We start from the raw sequence: 15,725 nt of genomic DNA on the forward strand, positions 1-15,725 counted from the left end.
GAACGCACGAACCCCGGCACCTGTAGGTGCCGGGGTTCGTGCTCGTTCTCGTGACCGTCAGCGCATGCCGAGCGCGCGGCGGACGAATCCGCGCTTGCGTGTCTTCTCGATGGTGGTGGCCAGACCCACGCGGCGGCCGGTGGCCGGATCGATCTCCGGCGCTCCGCCGAAGCCCCGCTCGGAAGCGGTCTCCGGGGCGGCGTCGCGGTCGTCCTTGAGGTACTTGTCGGGCAGCGACAGCTTGGCGATGGTGCGCCAGGACTTCCAGTACTGCACCGCGAGCGGGCCGGTGGTGTACGGCAGGTCGTACTTCTCGCACAGCTCACGCACGCGCACCGCGATCTCCGCGTACCGGTTGGACGGCAGGTCGGGGTAGATGTGGTGCTCGATCTGGTAGCTCAGGTTGCCGGTCATGAAGTCCATGACCTTACCGCCGGAGATGTTCGCGGAGCCGAGCATCTGACGCAGGTACCACTCGGCACGCGTCTCGGTCTCGATGTCCTGCTTCGTGAACTTCTCCGCACCGTCCGGGAAGTGACCGCAGAAGATCACCGCGTTGGTCCAGATGTTGCGCACGAAGTTGGCCGTGGCGTTGGCCCTCATCGTGGACTTCCAGGACTTGCCGGTGAGCGCCGGATAGATCACGTAGTCCTTGAGGTGCTGTTTGCCGAGCTTGGCGAGCACCTCCTTGCCGCGTGCCTTGGTGAGCTCGCGGTCGTCGCGCCCCTGGACGACCTTGCCGAGCTCGAGCAGCTGGATGGCGATGCCGTACTGGAACAGCGCTGCGAGGATGGCGTTGTACGCGACGTTGCCGAGGTAGAACGGCTTCCATCGCTGGTCGCGGGTGACGCGCAGCAGGCCGTATCCCACATCGTCGTCCATGCCGAGGATGTTGGTGTACTTGTGATGCAGGTAGTTGTGGGTGATCTTCCAGTGCGCCGACGGGTCGACGTTGTCCCACTCCCAGTTGGCCGAGTGCACCTCGGGGTCGTTCATCCAGTCCCACTGCCCGTGCATCACATTGTGCCCGAGTTCCATGTTCTCGATGATCTTCGACAGGGAGAGCATGCCCGTGCCCAGCAGCCACAGCGGACGCTTGTTCGAGCCGAGCAGCACGAGGCGCCCGCCGATCTCGAGGCCGCGCTGCAGCCGGATCGTGTTGCGGACGTACCGAGCGTCGCGCTCACCGCGGGACTCCTCGATATCGTGCCGGATGGCGTCGAGTTCGCGGCCGATGGCCTCGACGTCCGCCTCCGTCAGGTGCGCGTACTCCTTGACATCCGATATCGCCATGCCGGCTACTCTACCGTAGGTTACGGTCCCGTAGGTTAGCCGGATTCGGAGCTGTGGCGCGAATCACAGAGTGACGGAAGGTCGCCGGTGACCCGATTCACCAGGCGACGACGACGTTCTGCTACCGCATGCTCGGCATGGACCCGCAGCGCCGTGAGCAGACCCCGGCGACGTCCGGTGGACGCCTCGGTGACCACCGCGGGCGCCTCCGGGCGCCACCTGTCGAACTTGCGCTCGGAGGAGGTCTCGGGGGCGTCGTCGGCCGTCGCCTTGAGGAATCGGTCGGGCAACGCGAGCTTGTGGATCGTGCGCAGGGCGAGCCAGTACTGCCGGGCGAGCGAACCGGTCGTGTACGGCAGGTCGTACTTGCCGCACAGCGCCCGTACACGGGCGGCGATCTCCGGGTAGCGGTTGCTCGGCAAGTCCGGGAACAGGTGATGCTCGATCTGATAACTGAGATTCCCGGTGAGGAAATCCATCGCACGCCCACCGGAAATGTTTGCGCTACCGAGCAACTGGCGCAGATACCACTCTCCGCGCGTCTCGTTCTCGTAGTGCTCGGTCGTGAACTTCTCTGCGCCGTCGGGGAAGTGGCCGCAGAAGATCACGAGATACGCCCAGATGTTGCGGATCACGTTCGCGGTGAGGTTCGCCGACAACGTGCTGCGCCAGGCCGGCCCGGTGAGCGCCGGGAAGAACACCAGGTCCTTGACGACCTGCCGGCCGGCCTTCGCTGCGAATTCCTTGTTGGGCCCCGAATTCCACTGCACGGGCGGGACGCCCTCGAGTTCCTTCTTCGCCGAGAGGTCGTGCAGCGCGATCCCCCACTCGAAGGTCAGCGCGAGGACGATGTTCGCGATCGGCTGCGCGAGATTGCGCGGACGCCACTTCTCGTCGCGCGTCATCCGCAGGATGCCGAATCCCACGTCCTCGTCCATGCCCACGATGTTCGTGTAGGTGTGGTGCGCGTAGTTGTGGGCGCGCTTCCAGTGCTCGGACGGACCGGTCTGATCCCATTCCCACGATGTCGAGTGGATCTCGGGGTCGTTCATCCAGTCCCACTGCCCGTGCATCACGTTGTGCCCGAGTTCCATGTTCTCGATGATCTTCGCGAGCGACAGCGCAGCGGTACCGATGATCCAGCGCGACCGTCGACGCGAACCGAACAGCGCGCAGCGTCCGACCACCTCCAGCACACGCTGCGCACGGATGACGGAATGGATGTAGCGGGCGTCCCGCGGGCCGCGCGAATTCTCCACATCCCGTCGAATCGCGTCGAATTCGTTTGCAAGAGCAACGATGTCGTCTTCGGTCAGATGAGAGAACGCGCGGATGTCGGTGATGGCCAAGCGGGATCCTTCGGAGGTTTGCTGTCGGTGTCTACACGTCCAGTGTGCAGTCGCCGGCAGCGGCGGAGATGCAGGTCTGGACGCGTTCGCCTTCTGCGTGCTCCTTGCCGGATCGCAGATCGACGACGTGCCCCTTCTCGAGCGGCACAACACAAGTCTGACAGATTCCCATGCGGCAACCGAAAGGCATCAGCGCACCGACGCTCTCACCGGCCTCGAGAATCGTCGTGGCGCCGTCCACAGTGACGGTCTTGCCGGACTTCGCGAACGTGATCGTTCCGCCCGAGCCAGAGGTGTCGGCGCGGCTGACGGCGAAGCGCTCGAGGTGGACCTGATCCTCGATGCCCTCCGCGGCCCAGTGCGCGGTGATGTCGTCGAGCATCTGCTGGGGACCGCACGCCCAGGTCTGACGCTCGCGCCAGTCGGGGCACACCTCGTCGAGCTCCGAGAGCGCGAACTTGCCCTTCTCACGGGTGTGACGCACGTGCACGCGGAAGCGATCGTGGGTGGCGTCGAAACGCTCGAGTTCGGACCGGAACATCACGTTCTCGGCCGTCGGCGCGGAGTGGAGGTGCACGACGTCGGGCAGGTCGAGTTCGCGCTCGACCGCACGCCGGTCGAGCGTCCGCAGCATCGACATGATCGGCGTGATGCCACTGCCGGCCGTGAGGAAGAGGATCTTCGCCGGCGGCGGGTCGGGCAGGACGAAATCGCCCTTCGGGGCGGCGAGGCGCACGACGGTGCCCTCGGGAACCCCACCGACGAGGTGGCTGGACAGAAAACCCTCGGGCATCGCCTTCACGGCGATGGAGATGACCTTGTCGTCCCAGGTGGGCGAGGAGGTCAGCGAGTAGGAGCGCCAGTGCCAGCGACCGTCGACATGCAGACCGATGCCGATGTACTGGCCGGGCGCGTATCCGAAGTCGAAGCCCCAGCCGGGACGGATGACGATCGTCGCGGAATCGGGGGTTTCCTGGCGCACCGAGACGATGCGCCCGCGCAGTTCACGGGCGGACCACAGCGGGTTGACCAGATGCAGGTAGTCGTCGGGGAGCAGAGGGGTGGTCAGCCGGGCCACCGCGCCACGCAGGACGTTGGAGAGCGACTTCTCCCCTGGCGCGACGTGTGCCGCAGGCTTCTCGATCCATTCCTTCAGGCCCATCCGACCGTTTCTCCTCACTCCGGTTACGGCTCCGTAGGTTATCAGAGGTTACGGAAGCGTAGGTTGAGCGAGAGACGGTCGTCACACCTATGACGTGGCGATATGCGAGGTCAGAGCAGTTCGAGGAGGAAGGGCAGTTCCTGGGCCGCGTACCACGCCAGTTCGTGGTCCTCCGCGTCGCCGAGGACGAACTCGGCCTCCTCGTCGCCCAGTTCGGCGGCATCGACGATCTCGCGTGCCCGCGCGACGTCGGCCTCCGCCTCCTGCAGGTCGATGTGCACCGACGCGACCGCACGCATCGTGATCGGCCCGGCGAGCTTGACGACCGCATCGTCGAGATCCGGTCGCGGCTTCACCTCGTCGACGTCGGCCGCGATCACCACCCGACGCGACGCGAAGGACGGATGATCGTTCGGCTCCTCCGACCCGAGCAACCGCAGCGACGCGCGTGCCGCCTCGGCCATAGCGACCTCGGCGAGCTCCTCGTCGTCGCCCGCCGTGTAGGCCTCGCGCAGAGCGGGGGTCACCGCGAAGGCCGTCCGGCCCACCGCGTCGACCTCACCGTCGGCGACGAGGCCCTGCAACATCGCGAGCGTTGCCGGTACATAGACACGCGTCACTTCTCACCTGCCGGCATCCGTCAACTCCTCGAGAGATTCCTGGATCAGCGTCGCTGCCACGTCCACATCGGGCATCGCATCACGATCCGCATTCAAACCGTAGTAGATCTTGCCGTCGTAGGACGTCAACGCGATGCTCAGGGCCTGATTCTTCAGCAGCGGCGAGACCGGGAAGATCTCGAGCAGCCGGGCTCCGGTGAGGTAGAGCGGGTGCTGCGGACCGGGCGCATTGGTGATCATGAGGTTGAACATCCGCTGCGAGAAACCCATCGCGACCCGGGCTCCCACCGCGTGCATCGTCGCCGGGGCGAAGCCCGACAAGCGGACCATCGTCTGCGCCGCCACCCGCCGCCGCTGCCGCGAGTAGGCCTCGCCCGCATGCGCGATGTGCGACAACCGGACCACCGCGTTCGGCTCCCCCACCGGCAGATCCAGCAGGAAGGACGACACCTCGCCCTGCGGGTGCACCTGGATCGTGTCGTTGTCGCCGCAGTCGTCCGGATCCTGGGTGTACACCGACATCGGGACCATCGCCCGCACCACCGTCGCCTCGGTGACCGGCTCCCCGCGGGAGAGCAGCCAGTACCGCAACGCGCCGGCGAGGACCGCGAGCACCACGTCGTTGATCGTGCAGCCGTAGCGGGAGTGGATCTTGCGGTAGGGCTCCAGATCGGAGCGCACCACGGAGAACCGACGACTCCTCGAGATCTGCGTGTTCAGCGGAGTCTCGGGCGCCGACTGCGCTGCCGTGCGGGCGATCCGGCCGACGGCGTCGACGAGCGCCGAATGCGACTTCGTGAACAGCGCCACCCGATCGTTCGCGAGCCCCTCGACGAGATACATCTCCCAGAGCGGTCGCGTGCGGTCGAGCGGTCGCGAGACCAGACGCGCGACGAGGTCGTGCAGCTGTTCGTCGGAGCCGGGTTTCGGCAGCGCGGAGCGCCGCACGTGGTAGGTGATGTCGAAATCGCGGTCGTCGACCCACACGGGTCGCGAGAGCCCGAATGCGACCTCCCGCACCTTCTTCCGGTAACGGGGCACCTCGGGCAGTCGCTGCTCGACCAATCGCAGCACGCTCTCGTAGTCGAGACCGCCCTCGGGGGGTTCGAGGATCGCGAGCGACCCGACGTGCATCGGCGTGTTGCTCGTCTCCAGGTAGTAGTACGACGCGTCCTGCGCCGTCATCCGGCTCGTCATCGACCCCGTTCTCCCTCCTGACCCGAACCTCCCGAACATCGCCACCACGACTCGGCGCCGTCCGTGGCTCCGCTCCCGATCTCCTCGGGATCGAGATCGAAGAGTACGGCCAGTTCGCCCGGCGCGTCGTGTGAACCATCATGGTGTACGCCGACCATCCCCGCAGCGGCGGCGCCTCGCACATTGCCGACCGAATCGTCGACGAAGACGCACTCGCCGGGTTCGAGGTCCAGCAGCCGGGCGACCAGCAGGTAGCTCTCGGGGTCGGGTTTGGCGACACGTGCGTCACCCGAGAGCACCACGCGGTCGACGAACGGACCCTCGAGATCGCGCAGCCACTGCGCGCCGGGCCCACCGGGATCGTTGCTCAGCAGGGCGGTCCGCACCCCACGCGCGCGCAGGACCGTCACGGCCGCGCCGAAGGTGTCGGGGTCGCTTCCCGGCCCGACCAGGACGCCACCGACGTCGAGTACGAGTCCTCGCATCACGACACCACCGTAGGTCCTGGACGTCCTGCTCGCGCAGCGCATCCCGCGCGCGTCGAACCGGGACCGTCGCCCGGAGATGTGGCATCATGTGCGCGGTTCGTCCTCTCCCGAACCGATCCGCCGTCACGGTGTCACCGTGACGATCCGTTCTCATGCCCTTCGGGAGAGCCCATGTCGCATCACACCGGGCGCTACGTGCGCCGCCTCACCCGCCTCGAACCTCCGGTCGAGGAGAGCTGCCACCGTCCCCGCAGCCACGTCGCCCGTCGGCCCACGCCGCACGACGGACGCTCGGGACGCGCCACGCTCCGCCGCGACGGAACCGGACGTCCGGCCGAGGGCCCGAGCATCGAAGGTCCGGCCACAGGGCCGAGCGACCGACCCGCGATCGTGCTCGATCCGGGTGTCGTGCGGGTCGCGGAGACGGCGGTGCGCCTGGTCCTCGAGGTCGTCGACGGCCGCCGTCCCGCGGTGCAGTCCACCACGGTCCTCGATCCGCGTCTCGTCGCGACGATCACCGCGGGCCGGCCTCCGCGTGCCGGACGCAGCACCGCGATACTGCTGCGGACGCGGGTGCGTCCCGTCGACGCCGACACCGTGGAACTGTTCGGCAGCTACGGTCGCGGGGACCGGGTGTTCGCCTTCGCCGGCCGGATGGTGCGCAAGCGTCCCCGTCCTCGTGCTCCGCACCGCTGGACGATCACGACCCTGTGGCTCGGGTGAGCCACAGGGTCGTGGGGTGATCGTGAGTCCTCGACTCAGCGCCGACGTGAGTCTTCGACTCAGCGCCTACGTGAGTCTTCGACTCAGCGCCTACGTGAGTCTTCGACTCAGCGCGTTCAGCGTCGCCGGTTGGTCTTCGCATCGCGCCGGGCCGCGGCACGACGCTCCTTGCGGGTGCCCGCCTGCCTGGGCGCGGAGCCCGCGTCGGAACCGGCGGTCGTACGCGCGACGTGGGCGCGGCCGTCCTCGTCGGGACCGGTGTAGGTCAGACGCCGCTCGGTCTCGTCGAGACCCTTGGCCCGCAGCGCGGCCGGTGCGGGCTCCGCCTGCGCCGCCGGGGCCGGCTGTGCCTGTTGTGCCGCCGGGGCCGGCTGTGCGGGTCGGGCGGGAGCAGCCTTGGCGAGGCTCGGGGACGCCTGCGCGGCGGCCGCCGCAGAGGCCGGCGTGACCGCCACACCCGCGGCCTGCTGCTGTTGCGCGGCCTCGACCTGGAGGTTGAACAGGAATCCGACCGATTCCTCCTTCAGGCCCTCGAGCATCGCGGTGAACATGTCGAAGCCCTCGCGCTGGTACTCGACGAGCGGATCACGCTGCGCCATCGCGCGCAGGCCGATGCCCTCCTTGAGGTAGTCCATCTCGTAGAGGTGCTCGCGCCACTTGCGGTCGAGAACCGACAACAGCACGCGACGCTCGAGTTCGCGCATCGCGTTCTCACCGGCAATGGCCTCGAGTTCGGCCTCGCGACGTGCGTAGGCGGCGCGGGCGTCCTCGAGAAGGACCTCGAGCAGACCGTTGCGGTCGAGGTCCTCGTTCTCGGCGACGAGCGTCTTGTGGTCGACACCCACCGGGTAGAGGGTCTTGAGCGCCGTCCACAGCTGCTCGAGATCCCAGTCCTCGACGTAGCCCTCGGCGGTCGCACCGTCGACGTAGGCGGTGATCACGTCGGTGAGCATGTGCTGCACCTGACCCTCGAGGTCCTCGCCGCGCAGGATCCGGCGACGCTCCTCGTAGATGACGGTGCGCTGCTGGTTCATCACCTCGTCGTACTTGAGGACGTTCTTGCGGATCTCGAAGTTCTGCTGCTCGACCTGCGTCTGCGCGCTCTTGATGGCCTTGGAGACCATCTTCGCCTCGATCGGCACGTCGTCGGGCAGGTTCAGTCGCGTCATGATCGACTCGAGCGCGGCGCCGTTGAAGCGTCGCATCAACTCGTCGCCGAGCGAGAGGTAGAACCGCGACTCGCCCGGATCGCCCTGACGACCGGAACGGCCACGGAGCTGGTTGTCGATACGACGCGACTCGTGCCGTTCGGTGCCGAGCACATACAGGCCACCGGCCGCTCGCACCTTTTCGGCGTCGGCCTTCGACTCGGCCTTGATCCGCTCGAGGGTCTCGTCCCAGGCCGCCTCGTACTCGTCCGGCGTGTTGACCGGGTCGAGGCCGCGCTTGCGCAGCTCGATGTCGGCGAGGATGTCGGGGTTGCCGCCGAGCACGACGTCGGTACCGCGACCGGCCATGTTCGTCGCGACCGTCACCGCGCCGGACCGGCCGGCCTGCGCGATGATCTGCGCTTCCTGCTCGTGGAACTTCGCGTTGAGCACGCTGTGCGGCACACCGCGCTTGGTGAACTGCCGCGACAGGTATTCCGACCGCTCGACGCTCGTCGTACCGATGAGGACCGGCTGGCCCTTCTCGTGACGCTCGACGACGTCGTCGACGACGGCCGCGAACTTCGCTTCCTCGGTCTTGTAGATCAGATCGCCCTGGTCGACGCGCACCATCGGGCGGTTGGTCGGGATCGGGATGACACCCAGGCTGTAGATCTGGTGGAGCTCGGCGGCCTCGGTCTCGGCCGTACCGGTCATGCCCGACAGCTTGTCGTACAGGCGGAAGTAGTTCTGCAGCGTGATCGTGGCGAGCGTCTGGTTCTCGGCCTTGATCTCGACGCCTTCCTTGGCCTCGATCGCCTGGTGCATGCCCTCGTTGTAGCGGCGGCCCGACAGGACGCGGCCGGTGAACTCGTCGACGATGACGACCTCGCCGTTGCGGACGATGTAGTCCTTGTCCTTGGCGTAGAGCTCCTTGGCCTTGATGGCGTTGTTGAGGTAGCTCACCAGCGGCGAGTTGGCCGCCTCGTACAGGTTGTCGATGCCGAGCTGGTCCTCGACGAACTCGACGCCGGCCTCGTGCACACCGACGGTCCGCTTGCGGATGTCGATCTCGTAGTGCACCTCGGGCTTGAGCAGCTTGGCGATGCGCGCGAACTCGGAGTACCACTTGCTCGACGCGTCGGCGGGACCCGAGATGATGAGCGGGGTCCGGGCCTCGTCGATGAGGATCGAATCGACCTCGTCGACGATCGCGAAGTTGTGGCCACGCTGGACGAGATCGTCGAGCGAGTGCGTCATGTTGTCGCGCAGGTAGTCGAAACCGAACTCGTTGTTGGTGCCGTAGGTGATGTCCGCGGAGTAGGCCGCGCGGCGCTGGGCCGGGGTCATGCCGGACAGGATCACGTCGGTCTCGAGTCCGAGGGAACGGTGCACGCGGCCCATCCACTCGGCGTCGCGCTTGGCGAGGTAGTCGTTCACGGTGACGACGTGGACGCCGTCTCCGGAGATCGCGTTGAGGTAGGCCGGCAGCACGCAGGTGAGGGTCTTGCCCTCACCGGTCTTCATCTCGGAGATGTTGCCGAAGTGCAGCGCCGCGCCACCCATGATCTGGACGAGATAGTGCTTCTGGCCGAGCACACGGAAGGACGCCTCCCGGGCGGTCGCGAAGGCTTCCGGAAGCAGATCGTCGAGCGTCTCGCCGTCCTGGTAGCGGCTCCGGAACTCGTCCGTCTTGGCCCGGAGCTCGGCGTCGGTCAGGGCCTCGAAGTCCGGGGAGAGGGAATCGACATGCTCGGCGATGTGCTTGAGCCGCTTGACCATGCGACCTTCACCGATCCGGAGCAGCTTCGTCAGCGACAGCACTGGTGTGTTCGTCCTCAATCTCGGGTACCTGCACGGACAAGAAATCCGGCCGAGGCCTTGTCGGACCCCGGCCGGATTCCATGGTAGGCGCTGCGCGGGAGTGACCGCGATGGCGAGGTGCCTTCGGTCACTCCCTGCAGTGTCACACGAGCCTGATCAGACCGTAGTCGAAGGCGTGTCGCCGGTAGACCACGGACGGCTTGTCCGTCTCCTTGTCGTGGAACAGGTAGAAGTCGTGACCGACGAGTTCCATCTCGTAGAGGGCGTCGTCGACGGTCATCGGCGCAGCGTTGTGTTCCTTCGTCCGGACGATGCGACCGGGACCGTCCTGAGGCTCCTTCTCGCTGTCGCCGAGCGACAGGTCGGGCGAGATCGCGAGCTCGTCATCCTGGGCGAGGGCCGCGGTGGCTTCCGCCACGGACACGGGCGTCTTCTCACCGTAGGAGACCTTGCGGCGCTCCTTCGTCCGTCGCAGGCGCGATTCGAGCTTGCTGATCACAGACTCGAAGGCAGCGTAGAAGCTGTCGGCACTGGCCTCGGCGCGTACGACAGGTCCCTTTCCGCGGGCAGTGATCTCGACCCGCTGACAACTCTTCCTCTGACGCCTGTTGCGTTCGTGTTGCAACTCGACGTCGAAGATGAAGATCGTCGGATCGAAACGTTCGAGCCGAGCGAGTTTCTCGGAGACGTAGATCCGGAAGTGATCGGGGACCTCGACGTTGCGTCCTTTCACGACAACGTCGGCACGTGGGCCTTCCGTGGCTGCATCGGCCTCTGCAACGGAACCTCTGGACTTCGAAGGGGTCGTCACGCGTACCTCCCGAGTTACGGCCGGCGCAGCCCGCGCGCCGGCATGATGTATGAGCGCGAGAGCGCGCTCACCCGAAATCGGAAGAACAGGCGTTTCCACCCGTCTACCTTGTTGTTTCCGGGTCTGATGGCGACGGTAGTACGTAACGCGGAGGTGTGCCACCGTTCCCGCGCGATTTCCCATCGCGTCGCCTTCCGGTCACTCGGTGAGGTACTTTCCGGGCCCGTCCGCGGGCTCACGCGTGGGCGATCACGAGCACTCCGAGAGGGTCGAATCCGGCGCGTCGGAGTGCCCGCACCGACTCGCGCGCGGTGGTTCCGGTGGTGAGCACGTCGTCGACGACGAGGACCGGGATCGTGCGCGGCAGACCGTCGGCGCGCACCCCGACACGGCCGGCGAGGTTGCGCTGCCTGTCGGCTGCCGAGAGCCCCACCGAATCACGCACCCCGGCCGCCACACTCAGGATCGGATGCACGTGGAGGCGACGGTCGTGGGTCGCGGCGGCCCGGGCGGCACGCGTGACGGGATCGCCTCCGCGTGCCCGCGCCGCACGCGTCCGGGTGGGGGCGGGCGTCACGATCAAGGGACCCTCGGGCAGCTCGCTCCATCGGCGCAGCCGCGCGATCGCGACGGCCCACGCGAGCCCGAGCGGCTCGGCGAGATCCCGGCGGGCACGCTCCTTCGCGACGATCACCGCGCGGCGCCTGGGGCCGGTGTACGGGCCCAGGCTCCACACCGGGGTCCCGGGGTCGACGCGCGGCGCGACGGCCACGGGGTGATCGGAGAGCTCGCGTGCGCACGCCCGGCACCAGCTCGCTCCGGGAGCGGCGCACCCACCGCACCGGGCGGGCAGGACGAGATCGAGAAAGGCGGTGAGCACACCGGGAGTGTGCCCGAAGTCACCGACGCCTGGGCGTCACCGTCGGCACGCTCTAGCCGGGAAGAACCGGGATCGCCGCCATCCCGGCCAGTCCGGGTACCTCCCGCCAGTACCGGTCGCCGGCGGGGTCGCGGTTGTTGAGCTGGAAGACCGTCCGGGAATCCGCGACGAACTCGCTCGCCGTGGACGCCTCGACCGCCACCACCGGGGGCGTGAGATTGCGGCTCGGCAGTGCGTCGATGTGTGAGCCGTCCACCGCGACCTGCACGACGGGCACGTCGGCCGACGCTCGGGAGACGACGATCGTGTCGGCCGTGCTCCAGTCCAAGGCGAGCGCGGGACCGCCGAGGCCGAAGCCGATCTCGCGCGGGTTGGCGAGCGAGTACTCGCCGGTCGTGGTCGGTACGACCGTCGCGACGAAGACCCGTCCGTCGATGATCAGGGCGGCGCGGACACCGTCGCGCGACAGGCGCAGCTCGGTGATGCGGCCCCCGAGGGCACGGATCGCACCCGCTTCGACGCCGACCACGGTGACCCGCCCCGTGCCGGGCTCGCGCACCGCACGCACTACCGCCGTGCCGTTGACGACGGCCCACACCGAGTTGTTGTTCGGTGACCAGGACGGCCGGGTGATCGACTCCCCGTCGACCGCGGGTTCGGCAGCGCCTTCGCTGTAGGCACCGACCATCAGCTGCACGGCCGGCTCCGGTGCCGGTTTCCCGGTGTTCTCGACGGCGGCGACGAGTTCCCCGTCCAGCGACAAGGCGACGGACTGCAGATCGTCGGACATGCCGAAGAAGCTGCGGACCGGTGTCACGCCGGTCTCGGCGACGCTCACCAGCGTCCCGTCGAGCAGCGCGTGCAGGCCCACCGTCACGCTCGATGCGGCAAGGGGGTTCATCGATGCCACGTCGGCGGTGGTCCACCCGTTCGGGAACCGTTCGTCGAGGGGCTGGCCGTCGGCGAGGAGCTGGTACGGGCCGCTGATGTCTGCGTTGGCGAGGGTCCAGATCACCTGCGCGGCGAGCAGTTCGCGATCCTGCCGGCCCATCGAGCCGACCCCCTGGAAGTCGATGCGGATACCGCCGAGTCCGACGCCGACGTCGGTCGTGCGGCCGTCCGCCTTCGTCACCGAGCCGATGACGGTGACGTCCTCGAGGAGATTCTTGACCGCAGGCGCGAGGACCTCTTTCGGCCCTTCGACGAGCAACCCGATCAACTGCGACGCCGTCTGTTCGGGGGTACCCGTGATCCAGCGCGGGTCGGGGACGACGGCGGTGCCGGTCGGGTCGAGGAAGTACAGCGAGCGGCGCTGATAGGTGTTGAGGAAGCGCGGGCGGTCCATGATGACGCCGGCCGGCAACCGGTCGATGCGCCACTCCCCGTCCGTGCGGACCAGGGAGAACCGCGCCTCGAACTCCCCGTCGGCGGGACGGTAGATGCCGCCCTCCTCGAGGTAGCCGACGGTGCTGGCCCGCACCACGTAGGTGGCGCTGTCGCCGTCGCGTTCCTCGACGAGGACGTCGACCTTGTCGACGATCGTCGCGCTCGCCGCGTCGTCCCAGGACTCGGACATCGTGGGGGTGAGGAACTGCCGGGCCGCGCGGTGGCGGTTGGTCGGATCCGTGCTCGCCTGCAGGAAGTCGCGCAGGAGCAGGTCGGGTTCGCGACCGGGCACGGGAGCGGCGACCTCGGTGGTCGCGGGGCCGCGTTCAAGGGTTCCGATGGCCTGCGGTGACGACGAATCCGGCAGCGTGGCGCATCCCGACAGCACGAGTCCGGCCACGGTCAGGAGTACGACGAGCACGCCCGCTGCACGCGGAGTCGAGCGGCTCATGTATTGGCTCCTTCGGACGATGTGCTCGCAGGGTCGGTCGGGATCTCTCCCGTCGAAGGCCGCTCCGGGGTGTCGTCACCCGGCGGGGGCTTGCCCTGCACGGCCTTCGCGGCGCTGGGCACGAGAGGCAGGGGGCTGCGACCCACCTTACGTCCGCGTTCGCGCGGGAGGGTGAGCCGGAAGCTGGCACCTCGTCCCGGTTCGCCCCACGCTTCGAGCTTGCCGTTGTGCAGGTTGGCGTCCTCGACGCTGATCGCGAGACCGAGGCCGGTGCCGCCGGAGCGCCGGACCCGCGACGGATCGGAGCGCCAGAACCGGTTGAAGACGAGTTTCTCCTCCCCCGGTCGCAGGCCCACGCCCTGATCGCGCACGACGAAGGCCGCGGCCGCGTCGTCGGCGCGCAACCGCAGCAGGATGGGTTTGCCCTCGCCGTGATCGATCGCGTTGGCGAGCAGGTTGCGCAGGATGCGTTCGACGCGGCGCGGATCGACGTCGGCCTCGACGGACTCGTCCGGAAGGTCGACGATGAGCTCGGTGGCGGTCTCGCGGGCGAGGTGCCGCACGGTCGAGACGGCGGCACGCGCGCACATCCGCAGATCGAGTCGTTCGGAGGCGAGTTCGGCGACACCCGCGTCGTGCCGGCTGATCTCGAGCAGGTCGTTGAGGAGGCTCTCGAAGCGGTCGAGTTCGGCGACGAGCAGTTCGGAGGACCGCTTGAGGACGGGGTCGAGCTCGTCGCTGCCGTCGTGGATGAGGTCGGCGGCCATACGGACGGTCGTGAGCGGGGTGCGCAGTTCGTGGCTCACATCGGAGGTGAACCGTTTCTGCAGGTTGCCGTACTCCTCGAGCTGGGTGATCTGCCGAGACAGGCTCTCGGCCATCTCGTTGAACGACATCGCCAGGCGCGCCATATCGTCCTCACCGCGGACCGGCATGCGTTCCTTGAGCCGTCCGTCGGCGAAGCGCACGGCGATCCGGGAGGCCGACCGGATGGGCAGCACGACCTGCCGCGCGACGATCATCGAGATCGCGGCCAGCAGTACGAGCAGGACCACGGCGCCGACGAGCAGTGTGCCGCGGACGAGGGCGAGGGTGCGTTCCTCACCGCCGAGCGGGAAGACGAGGTACAGCTCGAGTGTCGAGATGTCGGAGTCGGTGGGGCTGCCCATGATCAGGGCCGGCCCGGTGTAGCCGTCGGGATCGGCGACCGTCGCGAACTGGTACGCGATCTGCCCGTTCTGGACGAAGGCGCGCAGGTTCTGCGGGATCTGGTCGGCGGGTCCGCTCGAGGTGGGGGCCCGCGGACCGTCGCCGGGGACGATCAGGACGGGGTCGAAGGTTCCGGCGACGCCGGTGTCCTGTCCCCCGTCGCTGCCGCGGCTGGTGAGGATCGCCGCGGCACCGTCGAGGCGGACCGCGAGCGAGCCGGAGTCGTCGGCGCCCGCGAGTTGTCCCTCGACGAGTGCGCGCGAGCGATCCATCTCCTCGGTCGCCGCGTCGATCTTCACTTCGAGCAGTCGGTCGGTGATCTGGCTCGTGAGTACCACTCCGAGCACGAACATGACGATCAGCGACAGCGTGAGGGTCGAGGTCACGACCCGGAGCTGCAGGGATCGTCGCCAGGTGTGCGCGAGTCGGCTGCTCATCGACCGCGACCACCTCACCAGCGGCAGCGTCCTACGCGTGATACGCCGCCGAAGCCGGTAGGTTCGAATCACGGCGGTCCGGCCTTGTAGCCGACCCCCCGCACCGTGAGCACCGCCTCGGGATTCTCGGGATCCTTCTCGACCTTCGCGCGCAGACGCTGGACGTGGACGTTCACGAGCCGGGTGTCGGCGGCGTGCCGGTAACCCCAGACCTGCTCGAGCAGGACCTCACGGGTGAACACCTGGCGCGGCTTGCGTGCGAGCGCCACGAGCAGGTCGAACTCGAGGGGCGTGAGCGAGATCGCCTCGTCGCCGCGGGTGACCTTGTGGGCGGGGACGTCGATGGTGATGTCCCCGATGTTCAGGACCTCCGCCGGCTCCTGCTCGGTGCGACGCAGCCGGGCCCGCACGCGTGCGACGAGCTCCTTCGGCTTGAACGGCTTGACGATGTAGTCGTCGGCGCCCGATTCGAGGCCGAGCACGACGTCGACGGTGTCGGACTTGGCGGTGAGCATCACGATCGGCACACCGGAATCCGCGCGGAGCACACGGCACACGTCGATGCCGTTCATGCCGGGGAGCATGAGATCGAGCAGGACGAGGTCGGGCCGGATCTCGCGCACGGCGCCCAGCGCCTGAGTGCCGTCCCCCACCACGAACGGTTCGAATCCCTCGCCGCGCAGCACGATCGTGAGCATCTCGGCCAGCGCGGTGTCGTCGTCGACTACCAGAATCCTCGGCTTCATA

Annotated in this window: 13 protein-coding genes; 1 reads left to right on the top strand and 12 read right to left on the bottom strand. The window is 67.9% G+C overall.

The window, feature by feature from the left end; all coding sequences use genetic code 11:
• Nucleotides 1–57: 57 nt before the first annotated feature.
• From KXC42_RS16275 to KXC42_RS16300, 6 genes are all read right to left on the bottom strand, one after another.
• Complete coding sequence (locus tag KXC42_RS16275; RefSeq protein WP_006550227.1) at nt 58–1,293, bottom strand: fatty acid desaturase; 1,236 nt, start codon at nt 1,291–1,293, stop codon at nt 58–60.
• A 35-nt stretch (nt 1,294–1,328) separates the two neighbouring features.
• The gene (locus KXC42_RS16280) at nt 1,329–2,642 is read right to left on the bottom strand and encodes an acyl-CoA desaturase (protein ID WP_019288491.1); all 1,314 of its coding nucleotides are present in this window, start codon (nt 2,640–2,642) and stop codon (nt 1,329–1,331) included.
• A 31-nt stretch (nt 2,643–2,673) separates the two neighbouring features.
• Entirely contained in the window at nt 2,674–3,804 is a 1,131-nt protein-coding gene (locus tag KXC42_RS16285; RefSeq protein ID WP_019288492.1) for a ferredoxin reductase, read from the bottom strand.
• Nucleotides 3,805–3,914: 110 nt separating this feature from the next.
• A complete protein-coding gene (locus KXC42_RS16290) occupies nt 3,915–4,424 on the bottom strand; it encodes a hypothetical protein (protein WP_006550224.1) in 510 nt (169 codons plus the stop codon).
• A gap of 3 nt (nt 4,425–4,427) precedes the next feature.
• A complete protein-coding gene (locus KXC42_RS16295) occupies nt 4,428–5,621 on the bottom strand; it encodes a wax ester/triacylglycerol synthase family O-acyltransferase (RefSeq protein ID WP_219129283.1) in 1,194 nt (397 codons plus the stop codon).
• Nucleotides 5,618–6,106, bottom strand: a complete 489-nt coding sequence (locus KXC42_RS16300) for an HAD-IA family hydrolase (RefSeq protein ID WP_024101497.1) — start codon at nt 6,104–6,106, stop codon at nt 5,618–5,620. The genes KXC42_RS16295 and KXC42_RS16300 overlap by 4 nt, the downstream gene beginning before the upstream one ends.
• 174 nt (nt 6,107–6,280) lie before the next feature.
• Between KXC42_RS16300 and KXC42_RS16305 the strand changes: the two genes are divergently transcribed.
• Nucleotides 6,281–6,832, top strand: a complete 552-nt coding sequence (locus KXC42_RS16305; RefSeq protein WP_019288495.1) for an Rv3235 family protein — start codon at nt 6,281–6,283, stop codon at nt 6,830–6,832.
• Between the two features lie 116 nt (nt 6,833–6,948).
• On the opposite strand, the gene secA is transcribed toward KXC42_RS16305, so the two are convergent.
• The 6 genes from secA to mtrA all read right to left on the bottom strand — a co-directional run bounded on the left by secA (nt 6,949) and on the right by mtrA (nt 15,724).
• Entirely contained in the window at nt 6,949–9,762 is a 2,814-nt protein-coding gene (gene secA / locus KXC42_RS16310) for a preprotein translocase subunit SecA (RefSeq protein WP_373922198.1), read from the bottom strand.
• A 184-nt stretch (nt 9,763–9,946) separates the two neighbouring features.
• Entirely contained in the window at nt 9,947–10,615 is a 669-nt protein-coding gene (gene hpf / locus KXC42_RS16315; protein WP_024101500.1) for a ribosome hibernation-promoting factor, HPF/YfiA family, read from the bottom strand.
• 235 nt (nt 10,616–10,850) lie between these two features.
• Nucleotides 10,851–11,495: a ComF family protein gene (locus KXC42_RS16320; protein ID WP_039584801.1), complete on the bottom strand. Its 645-nt coding sequence runs from the start codon at nt 11,493–11,495 to the stop codon at nt 10,851–10,853.
• 52 nt (nt 11,496–11,547) lie between these two features.
• On the bottom strand, nt 11,548–13,332 hold the full coding sequence (lpqB, locus tag KXC42_RS16325; RefSeq protein ID WP_219129285.1) for an MtrAB system accessory lipoprotein LpqB: 1,785 nt from the start codon (nt 13,330–13,332) through the stop codon (nt 11,548–11,550).
• A complete protein-coding gene (mtrB, locus tag KXC42_RS16330) occupies nt 13,329–14,978 on the bottom strand; it encodes an MtrAB system histidine kinase MtrB (protein ID WP_019288499.1) in 1,650 nt (549 codons plus the stop codon). The genes lpqB and mtrB overlap by 4 nt, the downstream gene beginning before the upstream one ends.
• A 68-nt stretch (nt 14,979–15,046) precedes the next feature.
• A complete protein-coding gene (gene mtrA / locus KXC42_RS16335) occupies nt 15,047–15,724 on the bottom strand; it encodes an MtrAB system response regulator MtrA (protein WP_024101503.1) in 678 nt (225 codons plus the stop codon).
• Between the last annotated feature and the right edge of the window lies 1 nt (nt 15,725).

The organism is Rhodococcus sp. LW-XY12, from assembly GCF_019317345.1.
GTDB lineage: Bacteria > Actinomycetota > Actinomycetes > Mycobacteriales > Mycobacteriaceae > Rhodococcus > Rhodococcus pyridinivorans.

What these genes read in the sequence shown, in the direction of transcription:
- KXC42_RS16285 (WP_019288492.1), bottom strand. Translation starts at nt 3,804, where the DNA reads ATGGGCCTGAAGGAATGGATCGAGAAGCCTGCGGCACACGTCGCGCCA.
- KXC42_RS16295 (WP_219129283.1), bottom strand. Translation starts at nt 5,621, where the DNA reads ATGACGAGCCGGATGACGGCGCAGGACGCGTCGTACTACTACCTGGAG.
- KXC42_RS16275 (WP_006550227.1), bottom strand. Translation starts at nt 1,293, where the DNA reads ATGGCGATATCGGATGTCAAGGAGTACGCGCACCTGACGGAGGCGGAC.
- KXC42_RS16305 (WP_019288495.1), top strand. Translation starts at nt 6,281, where the DNA reads ATGTCGCATCACACCGGGCGCTACGTGCGCCGCCTCACCCGCCTCGAA.
- lpqB (WP_219129285.1), bottom strand. Translation starts at nt 13,332, where the DNA reads ATGAGCCGCTCGACTCCGCGTGCAGCGGGCGTGCTCGTCGTACTCCTG.
- KXC42_RS16300 (WP_024101497.1), bottom strand. Translation starts at nt 6,106, where the DNA reads ATGCGAGGACTCGTACTCGACGTCGGTGGCGTCCTGGTCGGGCCGGGA.
- secA (WP_373922198.1), bottom strand. Translation starts at nt 9,762, where the DNA reads ATGGTCAAGCGGCTCAAGCACATCGCCGAGCATGTCGATTCCCTCTCC.
- mtrA (WP_024101503.1), bottom strand. Translation starts at nt 15,724, where the DNA reads ATGAAGCCGAGGATTCTGGTAGTCGACGACGACACCGCGCTGGCCGAG.
- mtrB (WP_019288499.1), bottom strand. Translation starts at nt 14,978, where the DNA reads ATGAGCAGCCGACTCGCGCACACCTGGCGACGATCCCTGCAGCTCCGG.